Raw genomic sequence first — 19,891 nt, 5'->3', positions numbered from 1 at the left:
GTTAGCGCTCGGACGTGATGTCTATTAACGGGTTAGCGATTGCTTGGAAATCCTTTTTTTGAGGCACGAGTAAAAAGATTGCAACGTAAAGCGCGACCCTCTTCAGGGTAACGCCCAAAATGAGCTAAAAACTTGTTAGATTTATTTAAGACCAAGAGTATTTATTATTAGGGCGCTTTTACACGGTGTCCTGTTTTTTCAATCTGCCGGTTTGTTTGGGATTTCGGTATTTGTTGTTGGAGCACTTCGTTCTATAGTTTGTCGTAATAACTCAAATCGCAGGTGTGAATGGCGTTATCATCTGTAAGAAGATCATAATTATAATAGGCACAATCTATAAAAGTAGCGAGGCTATTTTTTGTTTTGGACCTTAATAAGGTGCCTTTAGATTTTTCGTTGGAAATTATACTTGCTCTGTGCACCATCCAATCTATATCTTTTGCTTCTTCTGCCAAGTAGTTGATTACAGCCTCATTGTCTCTATGCTGTCCAAGCAGCCCCGAAAACCGCACAAGAGTGTTTTTAAGCACCCAAAAGATTAAGGAAAGACTTTGCTTGTACGGTCTACTAAAGCCCCCAGCTTGGTAAAGAAAACGTTTTATTCCATATTGGCGCATTGCCGGAATGAGCTTTTTTACGAAGTTGGCATTTACATTTTCGTTTTTTTGTAAGTCTTTGTCCCCCAACATGCTGACCACAAAATCAACACCGTCAACAAGTTCGTCGAAATTTTCGAAATCAATAATGGAACCTTTCACCAGTTTTAAGTTTTGATTTTCGATTAGATTTTTATCTGGATTGCGCACCAAAGCCCTTACGGTATGTCCTTCTTTTAGTGCCAAGGAAACAAAATGTTGCCCTGTTCTACCCGTAGCTCCAAATACTAAAAAAGTCTTTTTCGAATCTATCATTTTATTATCTTTCAATGTGTTGGTTTTTTTTGCTAAGTTTTTCTTAATCGCCCAAAACGGCAGCTCGAGTGAAATTCGACACGTAATCGCTGAGGATCCAATATACGGTCATCTGTTAAGACATGTCCATCTTTAAAATTGTTTATGAGTTTGTACTTTTCTTAATATTTTCGTTCAAAAGACCTGCCATTAAATTGATATACACCGCTTGGATTTCCACCTCCAAACCATAATCCCCCATGTTTACTTTGATAGATGAACCAAATATTTTTACTCTCCAGTCCGTCTTCCTTTGCAAAGTTTTTAACAGAATTGCCATCGTACCTCCAAACACCCGACCCCACCGTACCAAACCAAATGTTTCCTACACGATCTTCGCCAACGGAAAAAACCTTTTTAAGCGCATTGCCTTTTGTGTTTTCCTTGTTCAATTTATGTTGTTCGGTAAAATTGATTATTTTTTTCCCATCGTATTTCAAAACGCCCAATCCATTATTACCAATCCATAGGTTGCCTTTACGGTCTTCCATTATGCTACGAACATGCAAATGCGGACTTAATTTATTTTGTGCTAGATATTTGTTGTCTATTATTTTAAAATTGGAACCGTTATATCCTATAACTACACCGTATGCACCAAGCCATAGCGTTCCATTTTTTCCTTTTACAAAAGACGTTGAAATTGAATTGTTAAAATTAAATCGTTTTTCCGAATATGGTGGAACAGGCAACGTCCGATATAAAAGTGTTTTTCCGTCATACTGATACACGCCTGCGTTCCCTTCAGTTTTGTTATAGCCTTCAATTTCATTGCCTTTAAACCAAAGGTCATGTTCTATTAACTTCCATTTGGCCCTCGATTCATAATCTCTTTGTTTGTAAATGGTCATTTGTTGTCCATTGTAAGTGCTTAATCCTACGCCGCATTCAAACCAGACGATGCCATTTTTATCTTCATAAATACTCCTGACCTGATTGTGACTTAACCCGTTCTTTGTGGTGAAATATTTAAGCTTACCATCATGAAGTAAACATACGCCTTCATTGTAACTACCAAACCAAATATTTCCTTTGCCATCTTCTAATAGTGAACGAATTCCGCTGGTGTATTTTAACTTTACTGTTGAAACGGTTTGCATATTATTCTTGAATGCTACCAGCTTATTTGATTGACTTTGATTGTTGCAAGAGATGGTTAACACCGTCAGAAAGGTTAAATAAAGGCTAAATGAGTGTTGACTAGCTGATTTAATTCTCATTTAATTTTTTTTAGGATGACGCACAATATATTGGCGCTTGGCGACGGTAGGCGATCTTTTTGCAGAAAAGTTCAATCGAAGAAACAAACCCAAAACTTTTTTAAATGCTTAACCGAAGCCGTTTATCCCGCTCTTTTTGACTACCCATTATTTGCCATTCGCTGTTTTCAATTCACCGTATTCTTTTATCTGTATTTAAAAGAAAGTCTTTTCCAACCAAGTGTGGGTATTTCCTTTAATACATTGTTGTCGTTGGTGAGTTTCTACCTACAAATGTATGGATATGATTTAAAATGACCGGGGAAACAAAACTTTCGCAATGGCTGTCCAAATATTTATCTCTAATCTCAGGATCAGGTCGGATTGGAATCCATTTTCCGTTGTTACAAAGTCTACCACCTAGCTTGTCACGAATTTTTAATTAGGGGGTTCCTTCATGTGAAATAGGTTGGGCTGCGTCGGGAAAAGTTAAAACATTATCTCTTACTATTTCAAAGTCGGCATAGCTAAAAGTTAAGTTTTTTCAATGTGCATTTGTTTGAGTGCTTACCGACCAATAGTTTCCTGCAAAGTCATAAAAAGAGCCTCTGGTATCGGGGTCGCCTTCCGTATTTACTGGCTTATCAATTGTTATGCAACCTTTTTCTATGGCTGTGTCAAAAGTTTTAAAAACGTCTGGCACATAGATGTGAAGCATCGTCTTGTTTGCTTTATGGCTTTCGGTACTTTCGCTAATCATAATTACGGAATCGTCCAACAACAATTCTATATGAGCAATTTTTCCATTGTTGTGGTCAAAGCGTCTCAAAGTTTTCGCATCAAAAATTAGCGTCAATAAATCCACCAATTTTTGAGCATCGTCCACAATTAAGTAGGGGGAAAGGGAATTGTAATTTTCGGGTTTATAAGTGCTCATTTCTTATCTGTTTAACTTTTATTGAGTGTCGATTTTCTTCGTCCCTCCTGATGTAAAACTACTGTTAGCGGTATTTTGTTCTACTTTCAAGTTGTTTCTGTATTCTATTTAGTCTGTTGTAGAAATATAAATATCAACCTCAGCATTGCTCCAGTCTCTACTTCTTTCGTCATATATTTCAAAATCATACGTAAAGTTTCTTTTAATTTTAGAAGCCCAAATTTCTTTCCAAGTTTCAGTTACACATCCTGTCATAACACCTTTAGCAGTAAATTTTTTGTATTGTTGAGCAGGAATTATCAATTCTTCAAGTTCTTCGGGCGTTTTTGAATGCTCATCTACTTTACATCCGATAAAATAAGAATAAGAGGTTGTTTCATCTTTCTCATAGTCAAAATAAACCGCGTAGACTTCATTAGATAATTTTTCAGGAATAATTTCAAAAATTCTATCCTTTTCAAATTTTTGCCATAGGTCACCACAATCTTTACTTGATTGATTTTTTTGATTTGTTGTCTTACCGTCTAACTTCAATCCTACTAATTTAAAATCTGCTTTGTCTTCTGTCATAACGTGTTTTAATTGAATAACTTTTATTCTATCGTTCTTTTTAAAATGTTCGGTTGCGTTTAGCAGTTCCAAAAAGTTGCCGAGTGCGGAGAAGAAAAACTATCTGAAAACGCATAACTTGTTAAAAAATAGAGCGGTTCAATTAATCGGTGAACCCACGTTTTTGCTAAATGTGTGTTGTAGTCAGTGTTCTTTATTGCTAATTATACTGTCTATTTTTAAAGTTAATTTTTTAGCACCAATTTCGTTTAAATGGTCTCCATCATAAAAATCTTTAGCAATAAATGTTTTGTCTGTCAAGAAATTATAATAAGCTGTATTTGTGTTCTTTGCAGATAATTGTTTAATAATATTTACAGAATTGTCAAGTTGAATTGGATTTAAATTTTCACTGTATGTTAAATATGCAGGACAAGTGATAAAAATAATTTTCACATTATGATTTTTCGCAAATTCAATTATCGATTTAACAGTCTGAATATTTTCAGAGAAAATTGTTTGGTTGTTTTCTAATTTTATAGTATGCCTTTTTGCAGCAGTTTTACCAGTTTCTATAAGGTCTTTACTGTCTTGTGAGTTATAAGATGTACCAAACCCAAATTTATTACACGTAATATCCGATTTTTTATTAAACAAATATGATTTGGCTCTTAAAATATTTGTCGGTAATTTTCCATTAAATATTTCAAAGCCACTCCAATAATTTCCAAATGTGGAAATGTCATAATAAATTCTGTAATTTTTTACTCGCCAATTTTCAATACCATCTTCAAGTGTTGAGTACATTGAGAAATAATCAATTGGAATAATAACATATTTTAAATTTTCCCATCTATCGTTGTACTTTTCGAGTATAGCTAAATCAAAATTTAATGATTGAGAAATATGGGCTCCGTTAAAAGATTTTCGAGTAATATATTCTGGGTCAATTCCAAAATAAATATGAGAACTACCCAAAAACAATACTTCTATAGTATTAGATTTAGCATTCAAGTAATTATTTTTAAAAGAATAATCATTAGGAATATTTCTCAATAGTAATTCAAATGAAATCATTCCAATTAGGATTGGGAGAACAAATAATATAAGATGTTTTATGAATTTTTTCATCATTAAAATTGAAAATAGATAAATTGCTGTTTAGCACCTGCGAAATAAAATATTGCAAACACTATTATGTAATAAAATCCATGTCGAATAATTTGAGGAATTTTCAAGCTAAATTTTTCAATAGCATACTGATTTTCTCTACCAAACCATTCAATAATGAAAAATAGCACTATTAAAATGAATAATGTATTTGGTCTTATTGTAGGAATTGTAAATAGAGAATTTGAAAATATTTGTGAGATATAAATCATAGCGTGACCTATATTTTCCGCTCTAAAAAAAATCCAAGCAAACACAGTTAAGCTAAACGTAATTAAAATAGAAAAAAAGTCTTTCAGATTAGGTAAATATTTTCCTTTTGCAACAATTTCAAGGTTATTTCTATTTGTCTTAAATATTATTGAAGGCATTATGTACAAAGCATTTAGAAAGCCCCAAGCAATGAATGTCCAATTTGCTCCATGCCAAAAACCACTTACAATAAAAATGATAAAGGTATTCCGAATCTTCATCCAAATTCCACCTTTACTACCACCCAATGGAATATAGAGGTAGTCTTTAAACCAAGAAGAAAGTGAAATGTGCCATCGTCTCCAAAATTCGGCAATGTCTCTTGAAAAATACGGGAAAGCAAAGTTTCTTAAAAGATCTATGCCGAAAAGTCGAGCTGTCCCCAAAGCAATATCAGAATATCCCGAAAAGTCGCCATAAATTTGGAGAGTAAAAAATATAGCACCAAAAACGAGTGTGCTTCCTGAATAGTCTGCAGAATTATTGAAAATTTGATTGGCATATTCGGCACATTGGTCAGCAATTACAACTTTTTTAAATAATCCCCATAAAATTTGTCTTAATCCATCAACTGCTTTCCCATAATCAAAAGCTCTCTTTTTTTGTATTTGCGGTAAAAGATGAGTTGCACGTTCTATTGGACCAGCGACTAGTAATGGAAAGAAACTAACAAAGACAGAATAATCAATGAAATTCTTTTCTGCTTTAATTCGATCTTTGTAAATGTCAATTACATACGACAAGCCATGAAATGTGTAAAATGAAATACCTACGGGTAAAATAACTTTCAATGTCCATGGATTAACGTTTAATCCAATGTTATCTAAAGCGTGTGCAAAGGATTCAGTGAAAAAATTATAATATTTAAAAACACCAAGAAAGCCAAGATTTACAGATATGCTTAACCAAAACCAAAATTTTTTTGAATTTTTATTTTTTGCTTCCGACATTTTTATTCCCGTAAAATAATCAAGTAGTGTTGAAAAAATTAAAAGAAATAGAAATCGCCAGTCCCAACAAGCATAAAAAAAGTAGCTTGAAACGAGCAGTAAAATATTTTGTAGCCTTAAATTACCTTTTGTCGCAAACCAGTAGAGTAAAAATACAATAGGTAAAAAAATTGCAAAATTTAATGAGTTAAAAAGCATATTGTCTCTCTGTTTTTGTAATTTTTGGTTTTAGCAATGGCTTTTAGCCCGACCCACAACTCACGGCTTGGCCCAACTGTTATCCTCATAACTAAATATTTACAGCTAAAAATCCCTGTCGTACCGTTGCACAAATAACCGTTCGTAAAGGGTTAACGTAGTATTAAAAAAGTGATCCATCCTGGTGGAGTCACGAAACTAACCTTTCTATGTTAATCCTTTTAAGGAGAACGGTAACCTTTAAAAAAGATCGGTTTATCCAAAGAGAGAAAGTAGCGTTAATAAGCCGCGACGAAGATAAATCAAACCACGGATAAAATCAAATAAACGAGTTGATTAAGCTTCCTCAAATTTTGGAACTTGAGGGGTAATTGTTAAGAGGTCAAGATACAGCAACAATAAGCTTAATCTTACAGGCTGTTGCGTTGGTAATCTTGTTAGGAGGGTTGCTTGTAAAAACAGGTAGATTGACTGGGAGGCAAGTTAAACAAAAGGAAATTTATAAAATTCGTGTACGAGACGGGGGCTTGACAGGCGATGGAGTGGGCTTGCAAAATTCGGAAACGCGAAAAGGGTGTTGATCACTAAATTTGATGCGAAGCGTTACGCATCGTGTTTTTTTGGCAATTTTCTCCATACGCTTAACTTCTTTGTTGTCGTTCAGTTTATTTGTTTTTAAAAACTCTAATTAATTTTCAATCAAAGTTAACTACTTTAGACTGGGGTATTAGCGCTTCAAGTTTTTTATTTGCTGTTGTCGAAAGTCGCACCCTTAATTAGTAAATGGTTCCAAAATGATGAATGGCGTATGCAATTTGCGGAAAGGTAACTTTTGTTTTGTCAATTAAAAGACTTCCGAAACTCCAACGGAGACATTTCCGTTTTGGTTTTAAACAATTTATTGAAAGACTGAGAATGTTCAAAACCCAATTCGTACGCAATTTCGCTTACAGATAGTTCAGTTGTTGATAGTTTTTCTTTGGCTTTTTCAATCAGCTTTTCATGAATGTGCTGTTGCGTCGATTGTCCCGTAAGCGTTTTCAGCAGACTTCTCATATATTGTGGCGACATCTTAAATTCATCAGAAAGAAACTGAACGCTGGGCAATCCCTTTGTTTTAAAATCATCTTTTTCAAAATAATCATTAAGTAGTGTTCCTAATTTTTCTAAAAACTGATGATGCGCCTTATGACGCGTAATAAATTGTCGCTGATAAAACCTTTCGGAGTAATTCAAGAGTGTTTCTAACAGGGAAATAATAATGTTCTGACTGAACTTATCAATGTTAGTTTGGGTTTCCTGCTTAATATTTTCCACAATTTGCTGCATTTTTATTTCCTCGTCTTCCGATAAAAATAACGCCTCGTTTACAGCATAATCAAAGAACTTGTATTTTTTTATGACACTTGTTAATGGCGTATTCCAAAGAAAATCCGGATGAATCATAATCGCCCATCCGGAAGGGTTTTTGCCATTTTCTTCTCGGGTGACGGTTAAAAGCTGATGTGGCGCCATACCAAACATCACGCCTTCATCAAAATCGTAATCCTGCTGCCCGTATTTGTATTTATGATCCATATCTCTTTTTACGGAGATCATATAAAAATCAAATATTAAACGCTGCGTTAAACTTTCTAAAGAAGGCGCCATCTCTTCAAAATTGACCACACTGATCAGCGGATGTTTGGGCTTTGGAAGGCCACGCAAGGTGTGGAACTGAGAGATGGTTTTTATTCTTATTGGTGTGTCAGACATTGGTTTAATATTTAATCAAATTTAAGGAATGGATTGTACAGATTATTGTTGATTGGTAAAATAAACATCCCCTTGCAAATCTTTCATCAAGGTTGGATGTTGAGGATGCCAATCTAATGCTGCCTTCGTTTCTTCGCTAGAAGACAGATTATTAAGTTTAGTAAAATGCGCAAACCATCCAAAATGTTCTGTTGCCTCCTCATCTGTAAGTGAAACTACCGGAAGCTGCAACTTTTCTGCGATAAATGTAGCAATGTCTTTAAAAGCGATTCCCTGTTCTGCCACGGCGTGATACCTTGTTCCACTTTCAAATGGTTTTTCCAACGCCAATCGGTATAATCTTGCAGCATCCAACCGGTGCACTGCAGGCCAAAAATTTTCACCATCATTAACGAATGCGGAAACTCCTTTTTCTCTGGCAATATTAATTGAAGTTGGAACAAAACCAATCACATCGCCTTTGCCATGAACAGATGGGGACAATCTGATGACAGCCACCTTTACGCCTTTTGCAACTACGGCGTCAGCGGCATTTTCTGTTGCAATCCTAGGGTGTGGATTATTTGAATCAAGGTCCTTTTCTGTGGCGATCCCATCTTTCGAAAAAAGTGCAGTGCCCGAAGTGATGAGAAAAGGTTTGTCTGTTCCATGCAAAGCATTGCCAATGGTTTCAATCACTTTTCCATCAAGTTTGCACATTTCCTCAAATTTTGTAAAATCGTGAACAAAACCCAAATGGATTACTGCGTCTGACTTAGCAGCTCCAGATTTCAAACTTTCGAAATCGTTTAAATCTCCATGATGTGCCTCAGCTCCTGCTTCAGTTAATTTGTTTGCCGATGCTTCGGAACGTGCTAGTCCCAACACTTCATGGCCGTTTGCTAATAATTCTTGTACCACTGCAGTTCCTATAAAACCTGTAGCGCCTGTAATAAATACTTTCATGTTGCTATAATTTAATAAAGCAAAGTTGAGGTTTCCCAACTGTACGCTTGTAGCCGAAAAGTATTTTCTTGTAGCCGAAAAATTTAATCAAACGATTTTCTGAATTTTGGAGGGGAGATTGTTATTTGTAGAAATAGCGCTTTAATGTTATGACTCATTTTTCTTGTCGTGTCAGTCGTCGTTCTACTTTTCTTTCAGTTTAAAGTGTCCTGTTTGCAACGGTGGATTACCTATCGTATAAAGCTGACCGTTTTTTATTACGACATAAAACGCTTCTAGTTGTCCTTTTGTGAATGATGCCGCTGAACCAAAGGGTATAGTAAATGATAAGAAATTGTCGGTGAGGAAATTTTTACGATCAATTGTAAGTGTAATAAAATCTGTCCCTTTTTTTTCTTTGAATATGTTCTTGTCAACTGGAATTTTAAAAAGTCCAATCGCATTTCTTAACCTGTCATAACCTTGTAATTGTTTTCTTGTTTTTCCGTAGGAGTATTCAAACTGGATTTTGTCGGCCTGTCTTGCAATAGTTGAATCAAGTTGGACGTAAATCGTGTCTTTAAAGGGGGATTGAAAAAGGAATTGGCCTATTGTCATAGTTGCTGAAATCTTATAAAGCGTGTCACTGACTTTGCTTATTGTTCCAATATGCTCACCATAAACAACATTGCTGTGTTTGTTATAAATAAAATTTATTGTACTGTCTTTGTTTACTCGTATAGTGCAATTATAGGCTTTCAGCTTGTCTGTCGAAGTACCAACGAAAGTTTGTCCAAACAATAAGGTATTTGGCAAAATAAAAGTCAATAGGATTATTATTTTTCTCATTGTTGTCTATGTTTTTAAAATGAGCCATATCGTTTTGAAAATTTGTACAGAGATGGCATTGCTTGAAGAATCAGTCCCGACCGTACTAAATTAAATAAATAATTGATGACTTATGATAAACCATCGGCGCCATTTTTTGGCGACATTTGCCATCAGCGGTTGTAGTTTGTCTGTTATCGCCTCGCCGGCGCACGCGTGCCGCGTGTGCCTTTACTAAAACCATCATAAATTTTCTATTTTAATCAAACCTTTACCACCACTATAATCTATTGTAAGCTATACTTCCAATGCCGGGCTTCATTTACAAAACCAAATACTACTGGATTATCACGTAAATAATCTGCTTTCTGTTCAATAACAGCTGTACAGATAATTTTATATTCTTATTGTTGTGCCGCCTAAAATGGCTTCTTTAAACCCCTCGCTGGCGCACGCGTGCCGCGTGTGCATTACCTAAAACCATCATAAAGTTTCTATTTCGATCAAACCTCGCTGGCGCACGCGTGTCGCGTGTGCATTTAATAAAAAAATCTGTCGCGTGTGCATTTCCTAAAAACATCATAATTATTTCATTTCGATCAAGCCTCTATCACCACTATAAGCTATGGTAAGCTGTACCTGCAATGCAATGTTCTCAAACATATATCGATCTCGTCGGGATGTTAAGCTTGCGCATCCCGAAGTAGAGGAAAAGCGGATTTCAAATCCGGAAAAAAAACTTTCTCCTTGGGATTGCTGATCCCGATTTATCTTTTATTCGACATCGTCCTGAGGAAGGTGTCGAACAGCCAGTTAAAATAGAGAAAGTTTTTAAAAAAGCACGCCACACGGACGCATTAGCTAAGATATCCTCGGTTATCTTAAGCGTATCCCCCGCGTTTGCCGCTTTGAAACATTTGCTTTAGTTGTAGCTTTGTCGGTATTCAATGGGCGTTAAGTTGGTTTTGCTCTTAAACAGTTTGCTAAACGACTGCGGATATTCAAAACCCAATTGATAAGCAATTTCACTTACGGTGAGGTTAGTTGTGGTTAAAATTTCTTTTGCTTTTTCAATCAATTTACCATGAATGTGCTGTTGCGTGTTTTGTCCTGTTAAGCTTCGCAACATATCGCTTAAGTAGGGGGATGACACATGAAGCGCTTTTGCTAATTTCTCTACGGTGGGCAATAATACCTCTGAATCGTTTGTAAAACAGTTGTCTAATAGCGTCTCAAAGTTTGCAAGCAAATTGTTGGTGGCCATCTTTCTTGTAATGAACTGTCTGTTGTAGAAACGGTTGCAATAGCTCAAAAGCAATTCCAGGTTAGAAACAATTACATCCTGACTAAAATTGTCTAATCTCGAGTTTATTCCTCTTTGAATGTTTTGAAGAATGGTTTCAATGGTTTGCTCTTCTTCCTCTGAAAGATGTAAGGCTTCGTTTAGAGCATAGGAAAAGTATCCATAGTTTTTAATGACTTTTCCTAAGGGGTATTGCCTTATTAAATCGGGATGAAACAATAACGACCAACCATCTCTATTTCTATCTTCTTCATTGTCTACGCTAATGATTTGGTGCTATAAACGACATGGTACCCTCATCAAAATCGTAGTTATTTTTTCCATATTTCAACTTTCCTTTAAAACTTCTTTTGATGGAAATATTATAAAAATCTAAGAGCAATTTTTGGTTATTGGATTTGCTTTGGTTTTGTGTTTCAGCATGGTTTATAATGGTCAATAGAGGATTTAATGGACTTGATAAACCCATAAAAGTATGTAACTCGTTTACTGAATTTATTTTCTTGATATTCAATTCTTTTTCTCTCATCGTTAAATTAGTAGGCAGAAGTGTTGCCGCCTATATTATATTTAAGTGAATTTAAGCATTTAGAAAATCAACACCTGCACTTCTGTCCATTGTCATTAATTCTAGCACATTTGCAGGATATTCAACTGGCAATTTGCTTACTTCATTTAACTCGTTAAGTTCCTCTGCCGTAAAAACAACATTAACCGCATTTAAGTTGTCTTCAAGTTGATGTATTTTAGTAGCTCCAATAACAATGCTGCTTACAACAGGTTGATGGAGCAGCCATGCCAACGCCAATTGAGAGATTGAAGTTTGCTTTTTTTCGGCCATTGGGACAAGCACTTCTAAAACATCATAGGCTCTTTCTTCGTGAAAAGGAGGAAATGGAAAATTGTTTAGTCGGCCTTCTTCTTTTTCTCCGTTTCTTTTGTATTTCCCTGTCAGCAAACCACCGCTTAAAGGACTCCAAACCATCATTCCTACTTTTTGGTCTAGTAAAAGAGGTACAATTTCTCGTTCTGCATCTCTCACATCCAAAGAATAATTTGCTTGGAGGCATGCAAATCGATCTAAACGGTAATGTTGCGAGTGGGCCAAACCTTTCATTAATTGCCAGGCCATTAAGTTACTTGCGCCAAAATACCTTATTTTTCCACTTCGCACCAAATCGTCCAATGTTCTGATGGTTTCTTCCATTGGTGTTAATGGGTCTGCGGTGTGAATTTGATATAAGTCTATATAATCTGTACCAAGTCTTTTCAAACTAGCCTCCACCTGTTGAAGAATGTGCTTTTTTGAAAGACCCAGGTCGTTTTGGCCTTTGCCTGTTGTACCTCTCACTTTTGTTGCCAAAATTAGATCGTCTCTATTGCTGGAAAGATTTTTAATTGCTTGTCCAATCATGACCTCAGAAAGCCCTTCGGAGTAAATATTGGCGGTGTCGATAAAATTCACCCCTGCTTCTGTTGCTGTCCTAATTTGTTCATCCACGGCTCTTTGGTCAAGATTTCCCATATAACCAAAAAAACCTTTTCCGCCATAATTCATCGTTCCTAAACAAAGTGTTGAAACTTTCAAGCCGGTAGTTCCTAAAATTTTGTACTTCATCATTTTTATGTTATTTGTGAAGTACAAAAGTCGGTGGATTAAAAACTTTAGGTGTGTCCAAAATGAAGTTGTTTGTATTCAAAATCAGGTTTCAAGGTTTTTTTGGTTTCTAGGGGGGGAGCACCATCCACGATGATTGCTTGCAAATTTGTGCAGACATGGCATGGCCTGCTTAATCTTTGTTACACCGTAAAGACTCATTAAATAGGAATGAGGCTTACTCAAACCACTGTCAGCCATTTTTTTTGAAAGTTTGCTGTTTGGTATTTTTTATGGTATGTCGTAATAACTCGGATCACATGTGTGAATAACGTTATTATCTGTTTGGAGATCATCCTCGTATTCCCTTACAATAAATTAAGCGCTCTACCAGAATATCGCTATACAATGGTCTAACAAATACAGCTAATCCAATATACGGTTGAAAAACTTACAAAGTATAGTCTTCTTTATTATGGAATTTATATCTACAAATCATTGTTCTGGGTATCTTCAAATTTAATTACTCATTCACACGCGACACGCGTGCGCCAGCGAGGGGCTGATATTACTTTGTACTTCTTTCATACTCCGGCTAGCGCTGCTTCGGTAGAGAAACACATGAAGAAAGTTTTGGAGAATATAAAGTTCACAGAATAAGAATGGATCCACATATAATTCATAATAATCAAACCCGCTCTTCAAAATGCGTAGCTTGCTCATTCCGAATTATCTATAACACGAATTTACTAATCAGCTTTTATCGGGATTGCTCCAAAGGAGCTACTGTGTAGTAAATCCCGTTTTATCTAGAGTTCGACATCGCCCTGCGGAAGATGTGAACAGCAGGTTCTACTATTTAGTCTTTTTCACTTCAAACGTCTGCTCCCCATATACCATATCCTTGGTAGTAAGTCCCTGCACCACAATCTTAAACCTGCCGGTAATATCATTGCTGTAAAATGAGAACTCGGCCGTCTTTAATGATGTTACTTTAGCAAGATGTTTCCAATATAGGGTAGAAACATATTCAGGGGGCGAATTCGGCTGCGAAAGATCAGATGGGTAAAACTCTTGGGCTGCATAAATACCTGTTGATAATGTGTTTTTTGCATCTTGCTTTTTAAGCTCTTCAAAGCAAGCGTAAACAATAGTTCGTTTAAAATGGTCATCAAGATAATAGCGTTTGCCTATTATGGGCTGGAAATTATATATAGAACCGCGATGTAATGGGCAATTCAGTATTTGGTAGCTACAAACGTAGTCACCGCAGGCATTGGCCCCCCGGCCCTGACCGTAAAAAGAATCGTCTTTCTTACTCGTTATTTTCACTTCCTTTAAGTTGATAGCCCGTTGCATCCCGGTCATTTCAAGTAATTGTGTATTGGGTTGCTGGGGCAAATTTCGGTCTGGAAACACAAGTTCGTTTATGAGCTCTTCAGAAGTAGCCAGGTAAGGGTCAACTAAATTTACCAGAAAAGTTTCCTGTTTGGCATCCTTATTCACAAAGATATTCAGCTTTTTATTGCGCTGAACAAGTAGTCTCTCTGCCTCTATGGTAAAATTCCCTGCGGAATCGGTAGGGATGAGCTGAAAGGGCGCATTGGCATTGACCACTTCTACCGGTTTCCTTATCTTAGAACCGTTACGGGTCACCAAACCTTTGAATATTAAATCACTTGACTTGGTTATGGTATCGGCAGGGGTGGTCTTCAGCATATCCAGCCACGTATATCTTCGCCAGCCTTTTATCAGCAGGATATCTTCCAAAAAGCGGTTGTCGGCTTCTCCTGCACCCATATAGCTTTCCCTTACCGGCAGATCGCCCAGCTGGCTTTTCAGATAAAAATAACTTTCGATATCGTTTTTATTGTTGACTGACAACCTGTTTTCCTGAACGCAGGCTATAGATACCAGGCCACTGTCGGGCAAGCTGGCATTATCTAGTTTTAGGCTGAGCGTTATCTTTTCTCTCGGTTGGTAACTTGCCTTGTCCGTTCTGATCTGTAAAGTGGGGCGCTTATCAAAATGTGCAAAAAAGAGTCTTTCAGCGAGTGGGCGTCCCAGGCTATCCGTTATGGTCGCCTGTGTGAGACCCTTGGGCATATCGTCTAGAAGCACACTGATTTTTTTCTCCCCAATATCCAGACTTATCGGCGTGCTGGAGAAAAGCTGCGCATAATTATGCAGGTTCAGGTAGATCAGTTGTGGCTTATCCGTATAGAGCTCAATAGAGAATATATTGCCTGCAACGGCCGCCGGGACGGACATTACGGGGATATGACTTACCGCGGCGGGTAGCTTATACAAGGTGTCTTTCTTGTTTAGGCCCAAAAGCTTTACTCGATATGCCGCATTGGACTTTGGTGTCAACGAAAACCTGCCGAGCCCGTAGCTGTTTGTATGAATGGTATCGATGATGGTTTTATTTTCATATAGAATCGCGCCTGCAGCCATGCCATGACCAGCATGGCTTTTGACCTCCCAGGCAACCACGTTTTTTAGACCCAAAACGAGATTGCCGCCTTCGGGAAAGAACCCCACTACGGCAGGTGCTGGTTGAGCAGGTAAATCGATGTTGAGATCCTTCACCTCATCGGCCTGTCTTACCCTTACATGAAGCCTGTTTTCGCCCTGCCGTAGCATGGCAGATGGGATATCGAAAACATATTGTCCAACAATGCTGAGCTTAACATCGCCTTTCATTAACGGATGGGCACTGTTGCCCAAATAGTAGGAAACTTCTGTTTTAGGAGCCTTCTTTTTAACATCATTATTGAGGACCGTCAGCGTTACCTTTTGTTGTGTGTGTACAAGCGAGGTATCAAGTGGGCTCAACGAGGCAATAAACCCGCTCTGTGCGTTTCTTTTTATGGTGATGCTTTGCGTAAACAATACATCGGGCTTACCATTTAACAAACGGTTGCCATAGGCAATAAAACTGTAATGGCCCGCTGCCGTAGTGTCTGGTATGACGGTATTGCCAAATGCCAGACCATTATTGACCATGAACTTTTCATTAAAGGCGATCAGATCGTCATCGTCCCTTACCAAAGCTACCGACAAGACTTTATATGCTCTTTGATCGCTTAAGTGCAGAAAATATGCCGTAAACCAGACATTTTCATTATTGGTATAAATATTTTTATCAAAATGGATGAACAATATGGGCGACTGTGTTTTATGGCCAAATAGCTCCAGCTTATTGGCAAGGCTGTCGGCCAGGTCATTGCTGTTGAGCCCCTGTGCAGAAACACTTTTTACAACAAAGACGAGAAGAAAAACCATTGAATACCCGGTCATGAATTTTATGATCCCGACAAGGTTGTACAGAAACTTTAACGGCCTAGCGAATAGCGATATCCTCACGGTTGGAAATAGTTAGGTTCAACTTGGTAGCTCATCAAATCTAATGAAATTTTACTTCTATTATGCAGCGCTTATAAGCGTCGCTGGCGCACGCGTGCCGCGTGTGCATTTACTAAAACATCATAAATATTCGAGTTCGATCAAACCTTTACCACCATTATAATCTATCGTAAGCTTAATGGTCTAACAAATACAGCTAATCCAATATACGGTTGCAAAACTTACAAAGTATAGGCCTTCTTTATTATGGAATTTATATTTACGACTCCTGGTTCTCTATGTCTTCTTACTTAATTACGCATTCACACGCGACACGCGTGCGCCAGCGAAGGTTCTATTGCTATTAAACCTTTACCCTCGCTGGCGCACGCGTGCCGCGTGTGCATTTTTTAAGACATCATAAGTATTCCATTTCGATCAAACCTTTACCACCATTATAATCTATTGCAAGCTTAATGGTCTCACAAATACAGCTATCTAGTTTACGGTTGCAAAACTTACAAAGTATAGTCCTTCTTTATTATGGAATTTATATTTAAAACTTTTTGTTCTCTGTGTCCTCTTAATTAATTAAGCATTCACACGCTACACACGTGCGCCAGCTTATATAAATACCTTGTTACCTGCTGGCGTTTTTTAAACTTTATCTTAATTTAGGCAGGAATAATTTTTTGCATTTTTAAGTCATCGAATAAACTAAAGAACGATTCTCTTGTATCTTGATATTCTTTAAATCCTAATTTACGACTTTTGGCCATATTTGTCATCACTTCTATAGGTCGTCCTAGATCAAGGTCTGTATGCCAAGGTGAAGACAATCTGTCCAGTTGTGATTCTGCCAATTGATATTTGTTTGCGATCTTTTCCCATATAGCTTCATCACCTTTCATCAGTTCTTCCAAACTCTTATTATTTTCAACATAACCTTGATGCGCTATACCGAAGTATTCAGCAATTTGTTTCCACAACCAACTCCAACGAAATACGTCTCCATTTACAATATTGAACGCTTCATTTGCAGCCTCAGGTGTAGTTGCAGCCCAAAGGAATTGTTTGGCTAAAATATGAGCGTCTGTTACGTCAGATATTCCATTCCATTGCGCTTCTGAACCTGGCCAAATGAAAGGTGTACCATTTTCTTTACAGATAGTGGCGTAAATGGCTAAAGTTGTTCCCATATTCATTAGGTTTCCAACTGCATGTCCAATCATCGTATGTGCACGGTGAATACTCCATGTAAAACCATCACGTTTTGCGGCCTCAAAGACTTCATCCTCTTGTGCATAATAAAAATTAGGCAATTCCAATCTTGGATGCTCTGTTCTAACCGGTGTTTCGGGCGTAAATCCTGCTTTGGCGTAATTTTCAAAAGGACCTAAATAATGTTTCAATCCAGTAACCAAAGCAACGTGACGTACAGATTTTTTTGGCGACAGTACTTCAAGTATATTTCTAACCATTTTACCATTCACTTCAATATTTTCTGCTTCTGTTTCTTTTCTCATCCAAGCTGTAAAAAATACGTGACTTGGATTTACATCTTTTAAGGCTTTTTCCAAAGATGCAGGGTCAAGCAGATCCGCCTTTATGTTTTTCAATCCTTTAAGTGTTACTTCAGAGTTACGCGTAATGCCATAGGTTATCCAATTATTTTTAATTAATTTCTTAGCAAGATTGTTTCCTGAAATACCGCTTGCTCCAACTATTAATGCTGTATTTTCCATAATTAACTTTTTTTGTTTCTAACTTTAATACAAGATTACAGTGAATTTGCGGGCTGTACATTGATGTGAATCAATAAATAATTTTGATCTAAATCTATATTATTGCTAGAGGTTTTTCTTTATCCTGCTAATGGTTTCAGGAGTTAGCCCCAGATAAGAGGCAATTAAGTTTTGTGGAATACGTTGAGAAATAAATGGATACATTTTTATTAAATGCAGATATTTCTCTTCGGCAGTGTAGGTGTTGGAACTGATTAACCTTCTATCTTTTGTAACTAAAGTATTTTGAAATAAAATTCTGAAATACCGCTCCATAGAAGGAATTTCCACTAAAAGCCGTTCATAATTGGCGCGCGATATTAAAAGTACTTCACTATCTTCAATGGCATAAATAAAAAGTATTGCCTTTTCATCACAGATAAAACTTTTAAAATCGGATACCCACCAACCTTCCCAAGCAAGTAAGCTAATATGTTCTTGGCCTTTATCGTCAATTGTATACGATTTTAAAGCACCTTTCGATACAAAAGCTAGATTTTTGCAATAATCGCCTTCTTGAAATAAATATTGTCTTTTTCGCAGTTTTTTGGTCTCAAAGAATGTAGAAATACTTTCTTTCTCCTTATCAGTCAACACTATTTTTTCTTCAAGTTGGCGAAAAAGTTCAGGGTACATATCTACTTTTTTTAGTTTGTTTTTCAAGCTTGCCTAAAACGTTTTGCAGCTACCCGAAGGCGGGACTTTTACCACAAAACTTGATTTGAAAAACTAATGTTTGATTAACCACAAAACTGTCTACGGAGCACGAAACCCCGCCTATTGCAAATGTGCTGTTATGCGTTCGCCCTTCTTGTCCGCACCGATGATTTAGTATTAATTATTCATCACCTTTTTTCTTTCGTTCTTCTTTCCATTCGTTTTCAGCGTCAACTAATGGCTTATGCCAGTCCCAAAGCTCTTGCAAAGTTTTTATGTCTTTGGTAATTGGATTTGATGCACTAAAAGCTTCGTCAATTGTCAGCGGTAGATTGTGCTGATGGTAACTTTCAAATGTTCTTCTTGGGTTGTATGCAAGTGATGAACTGAAATAGTCATTCGTATAGTCGTAATGATGCGAATGAATAAAATTGTCCCACCGTTTTACACCTTCTTCTTCTGGTCTTATGTCGATGATTTCAAATTGCTCCATATTTCTCTTGCTGGCTGTCCCCCAAGCCGTATTCATCAGACTAACCGCCTCAACATCTGTGTCAGGTGCTCCGTATCCGAAAACAGTTACACGTTTTGTGCTGTCCTCGTGTAGCCATCCTTTTACTCTGTCCCATTCCATACTGATAAATTCGTCTTCTGTGTAGTTTTTCTGAGAAACAGGATATAAAAGCGGAGTTGGTTCAAACAAACCACCGTCTCTCCTCATTTGCATACCTACTGGGCCACATCTTTTGTCCTCTTTGCTATAACCAATAGAAACAGAACCATGTAAAAAAGATAAATATGGCATGTCTGCAATGTGTCCATTTCTACAAAATGCTTGATACAAAAATGGGTCCCAATTAAATGTTGCTATTAGGTCTCTTGGTCGAAGTGAGAGAACTAAGAGGTCATAAATGGTCGCTTCGTTTTCGGGCAATTTCATATCCTTGAAATAGTCGTAAACTCGATTTTGGATTTCAAGAATTTCGTCTGAGTTAGGATTGTCGTTGTGTAAGTTGGTATAAAGTTGCTCGAAATTTTTTGCTCTCAACTTTTCTGGAAGGCTATCCACGATGTCGGATAGTCCTACAAGGTCAATAAAATTGTCCATTGAGGGTAGCCGTTTACCAGAAGGTTCAGGATTTCTAAATGTCGAAGCGATACTTGCTCCAGCACCTAAAATTACAACGTGTCCACCGCCACCATAAACGGTTTTAATTCTATCTTCCTTTGTCTTTGCCATTGTCTGTCATTTTGATGTTAGCACTGTCGGTCATAGGGTGACGCATAACGATTGGCGAATTTGTGTTGTAATGGCATAAAAGCAGAAACTTATCTGCCCGTATAAACTTAGTTAATTGCGATGAAATAACGTAAAGCAGTTCAGCCATTATAATACAAGCATCCATGTAAAAGCAGTAAATTTAAGTTCCACAAAAACAGCAATGTGGCACAGGAATACACCTGTCCACCCAAACTTTAAAGCTATGGCA

General features: G+C 37.1%; 17 protein-coding genes. All 17 read right to left on the bottom strand.

Annotated features, from left to right (window positions below; genetic code table 11):
* Window positions 1-251 precede the first annotated feature (251 nt).
* Window positions 252-911 (bottom strand): NAD(P)-dependent oxidoreductase, encoded by a 660-nt coding sequence (locus tag ACVWYG_RS00085; protein WP_457268080.1) that lies wholly within the window; start codon window positions 909-911, stop codon window positions 252-254.
* A gap of 161 nt (window positions 912-1,072) precedes the next feature.
* Window positions 1,073-2,170, bottom strand: a complete 1,098-nt coding sequence (locus ACVWYG_RS00080; protein ID WP_457268079.1) for a ligand-binding sensor domain-containing protein — start codon at window positions 2,168-2,170, stop codon at window positions 1,073-1,075.
* 523 nt (window positions 2,171-2,693) lie between these two features.
* On the bottom strand, window positions 2,694-3,086 hold the full coding sequence (locus ACVWYG_RS00075) for a VOC family protein (protein WP_457268078.1): 393 nt from the start codon (window positions 3,084-3,086) through the stop codon (window positions 2,694-2,696).
* Window positions 3,087-3,194: 108 nt separating this feature from the next.
* Window positions 3,195-3,656, bottom strand: coding sequence for a GyrI-like domain-containing protein (locus ACVWYG_RS00070; protein ID WP_457268077.1), 462 nt, complete (start codon window positions 3,654-3,656; stop codon window positions 3,195-3,197).
* A gap of 183 nt (window positions 3,657-3,839) precedes the next feature.
* A complete protein-coding gene (locus tag ACVWYG_RS00065; protein WP_457268076.1) occupies window positions 3,840-4,712 on the bottom strand; it encodes a hypothetical protein in 873 nt (290 codons plus the stop codon).
* Window positions 4,713-4,768: 56 nt separating this feature from the next.
* Window positions 4,769-6,205: an MBOAT family O-acyltransferase gene (locus tag ACVWYG_RS00060; RefSeq protein ID WP_457268075.1), complete on the bottom strand. Its 1,437-nt coding sequence runs from the start codon at window positions 6,203-6,205 to the stop codon at window positions 4,769-4,771.
* A gap of 840 nt (window positions 6,206-7,045) precedes the next feature.
* Window positions 7,046-7,960 (bottom strand): helix-turn-helix domain-containing protein, encoded by a 915-nt coding sequence (locus tag ACVWYG_RS00055; RefSeq protein ID WP_457268074.1) that lies wholly within the window; start codon window positions 7,958-7,960, stop codon window positions 7,046-7,048.
* A 42-nt stretch (window positions 7,961-8,002) separates the two neighbouring features.
* Window positions 8,003-8,905: an SDR family oxidoreductase gene (locus tag ACVWYG_RS00050; protein ID WP_457268073.1), complete on the bottom strand. Its 903-nt coding sequence runs from the start codon at window positions 8,903-8,905 to the stop codon at window positions 8,003-8,005.
* Between the two features lie 183 nt (window positions 8,906-9,088).
* Window positions 9,089-9,733 (bottom strand): hypothetical protein, encoded by a 645-nt coding sequence (locus ACVWYG_RS00045; RefSeq protein WP_457268072.1) that lies wholly within the window; start codon window positions 9,731-9,733, stop codon window positions 9,089-9,091.
* 901 nt (window positions 9,734-10,634) lie between these two features.
* The gene (locus ACVWYG_RS00040) at window positions 10,635-11,234 is read right to left on the bottom strand and encodes a helix-turn-helix domain-containing protein (RefSeq protein ID WP_457268071.1); all 600 of its coding nucleotides are present in this window, start codon (window positions 11,232-11,234) and stop codon (window positions 10,635-10,637) included.
* 43 nt (window positions 11,235-11,277) lie between these two features.
* The gene (locus ACVWYG_RS00035; RefSeq protein ID WP_457268070.1) at window positions 11,278-11,544 is read right to left on the bottom strand and encodes a hypothetical protein; all 267 of its coding nucleotides are present in this window, start codon (window positions 11,542-11,544) and stop codon (window positions 11,278-11,280) included.
* 51 nt (window positions 11,545-11,595) lie between these two features.
* Entirely contained in the window at window positions 11,596-12,636 is a 1,041-nt protein-coding gene (locus ACVWYG_RS00030; protein WP_457268069.1) for an aldo/keto reductase, read from the bottom strand.
* 831 nt (window positions 12,637-13,467) lie between these two features.
* On the bottom strand, window positions 13,468-15,915 hold the full coding sequence (locus tag ACVWYG_RS00025) for a hypothetical protein (protein ID WP_457268068.1): 2,448 nt from the start codon (window positions 15,913-15,915) through the stop codon (window positions 13,468-13,470).
* A 719-nt stretch (window positions 15,916-16,634) separates the two neighbouring features.
* Entirely contained in the window at window positions 16,635-17,705 is a 1,071-nt protein-coding gene (locus ACVWYG_RS00020) for an SDR family oxidoreductase (protein ID WP_457268067.1), read from the bottom strand.
* 105 nt (window positions 17,706-17,810) lie between these two features.
* Window positions 17,811-18,407: a Crp/Fnr family transcriptional regulator gene (locus ACVWYG_RS00015; protein WP_457268066.1), complete on the bottom strand. Its 597-nt coding sequence runs from the start codon at window positions 18,405-18,407 to the stop codon at window positions 17,811-17,813.
* 175 nt (window positions 18,408-18,582) lie between these two features.
* Window positions 18,583-19,641, bottom strand: coding sequence for a hypothetical protein (locus tag ACVWYG_RS00010; RefSeq protein ID WP_457268065.1), 1,059 nt, complete (start codon window positions 19,639-19,641; stop codon window positions 18,583-18,585).
* Window positions 19,619-19,807, bottom strand: a complete 189-nt coding sequence (locus tag ACVWYG_RS00005) for a hypothetical protein (protein ID WP_457268064.1) — start codon at window positions 19,805-19,807, stop codon at window positions 19,619-19,621. The genes ACVWYG_RS00010 and ACVWYG_RS00005 overlap by 23 nt, the downstream gene beginning before the upstream one ends.
* Window positions 19,808-19,891: the final 84 nt, after the last annotated feature.

This window comes from Pedobacter sp. UYEF25, assembly GCF_054061655.1.
Note: the sequence above shows the minus strand (reverse complement) of the source record. Positions and strands in the feature narration are given on the sequence as shown.